The organism is Halorubrum sp. SP3 (assembly GCF_005435195.1).
In the GTDB taxonomy this organism is placed as follows: domain Archaea; phylum Halobacteriota; class Halobacteria; order Halobacteriales; family Haloferacaceae; genus Halorubrum; species Halorubrum sodomense.
Window position 1 is genome coordinate 1 of sequence record NZ_SGTU01000087.1, and the last position, 1,574, is coordinate 1,574.

The 1,574-nt window shown below is 73.4% G+C and carries 3 protein-coding genes; 1 reads left to right on the forward strand and 2 read right to left on the reverse strand.

Annotated features, from left to right (window positions below):
* Positions 1-28: 28 nt before the first annotated feature.
* Both EXE42_RS15465 and EXE42_RS15470 read right to left on the reverse strand, forming a co-directional pair.
* Positions 29-589 (reverse strand): rhomboid family intramembrane serine protease, encoded by a 561-nt coding sequence (locus EXE42_RS15465; RefSeq protein ID WP_137706904.1) that lies wholly within the window; start codon positions 587-589, stop codon positions 29-31.
* An 80-nt stretch (positions 590-669) separates the two neighbouring features.
* On the reverse strand, positions 670-972 hold the full coding sequence (locus EXE42_RS15470) for a hypothetical protein (RefSeq protein ID WP_092920618.1): 303 nt from the start codon (positions 970-972) through the stop codon (positions 670-672).
* Between the two features lie 145 nt (positions 973-1,117).
* On the opposite strand from EXE42_RS15470, the gene EXE42_RS15475 reads away from it, so the two are divergent.
* On the forward strand, positions 1,118-1,574 hold a 457-nt coding region (locus EXE42_RS15475), incomplete at its 3' end, for a lysylphosphatidylglycerol synthase domain-containing protein (protein ID WP_199240771.1).

A 1,574-nucleotide genomic window follows, 5' to 3' on the forward strand; every position in this document is an offset into this window, starting at 1 on the left:
TCGCGTTTCGCCCAGGGTCCCGCCCCGCTCAGCTCGCGTCGAGCAGGCCCATCCGTCCGGCGACGAGCCCGCAGAACGCGCCCGTCGCGTGCGCGATCAGCGCGACGCCCGGCGCGGCCGTCGTCGCGGTGAGGACGACGGCGACGAGGCCGAACAGGAGCAGCTGGGCCCGCGGCGAGAGCCGGAGCCGATCGAACAGCGTCGCGCTCACGACGTTGCCGGCGAGCAGGTAGCCGCCGAGCGCGAAGACGGCGCCGCTGATCCCCAACACGGCGGCCGGGGGGCCGAGCAGGCTCCCGACGGTCACCTGCGCGGCGCCCGCGAGCGCGCCGGTGGCGACCACGAACGCGTGGAAGCGCGGGCGGGTCGTCCGGCGCTCGACGAGGGGACCGACGAGCAGCAGCGCGAGGGCGTTCGCCACGAGGTGACCGACGGAGCCGTGCGCGTACACGCTCGTGATGAGGGTCCACGGGGCGACGGAGAGGGGCGTCGACAGCGCGAGGAGTCCGAAGCGGCCGACGAGGCTCAGGAGGGCCTGTGCGGCGCCGACGAGGAGGACGATCCCGAGCGTTTCGAGGGTGGCGCGCATCGGGCGAGGGTTGGAACCGCGCGGTGAAAAGGGTGTGCGGGGCCGACCGTTGCGGGTCGCGCGGGGGAGCCCGGCGCGACTCAGATCACGTCGTCGGGGTCGTGCGCGTTCGCCATCCGGGCCGCCTCGGCGGCGTACCGCTCGCGGTCGTCGGGGTCGTCGACGGTCCCGACGTTCGACGACGCCGCGTCGACGGCGGCCGTGGTGTCGCGCACGTCAGAGAAGGAGGTGAGCGCGCGCTCCTTCCGGAAGTAGCGCTCGCCGTCCGGCGTCGCGTACGTGAGGATCACCATATTTTGCTCGTCGTCGGAGTAGGTGCGCTCGACGAGCCACATCCGCACGGCGTCGGTCGCGGAGCCGGGGACGGCCTCGTTCGCGTTCATGCGTGGTATTTCGATTTCTACGAACAAACGTGTTGCGTCGGTTCGGAGCCCGGCCGCGCCGCCGCCGCTCGGCGCGTCGACGAGCCCCCGCCGCTTCTCCGCGAACCGCCAGCGTTTTATTCTTTAGGGCGACCTAAACGAATGGATGAACCCGCGCGTCGCCGCCGCTCGGCTCCGCGAGCGCCTCGTTCGACTTCGGGAGCGTCTGCCCCGAGGCTCGCTCGCGGTCGCGGGGACGGTCCTCGTCCTCGCGGTCGGCGGCGCGGTGCTGACGCGGACCCTCGACGTCGAGGCCGTCGTCGCGACGGCGGTCGCGGCTGACCCGTGGCTCCTCCTCGCGGCGCTCGCCGTCTACCTCGCCTCGTGGCCGGTCCGCGGTCGACGGTACGGCGACGTGCTCGCGCCGATGGGTCACCGCCCTCGCACGGCGTTCCTCACGGCGACGGTGTTCGCGAGTCAGACGGCGAACCTGATCGTCCCCGCGCGGGCCGGCGACGGGGTGCGCGCGTACCTGCTGAACGACCGCCGCGGCGTCCCCTATCCCACCGGCGTCGCGTCGCTGGCGGTCGAGCGCGGCTTCGACCTGGTCGCGCTCGGCGTCC

Bases quoted from the DNA above. Each gene is read 5' to 3' on its own strand.
- EXE42_RS15470 (WP_092920618.1), bottom strand. From the start codon at position 972: ATGAACGCGAACGAGGCCGTCCCCGGCTCCGCGACCGACGCCGTGCGG.
- EXE42_RS15465 (WP_137706904.1), bottom strand. From the start codon at position 589: ATGCGCGCCACCCTCGAAACGCTCGGGATCGTCCTCCTCGTCGGCGCC.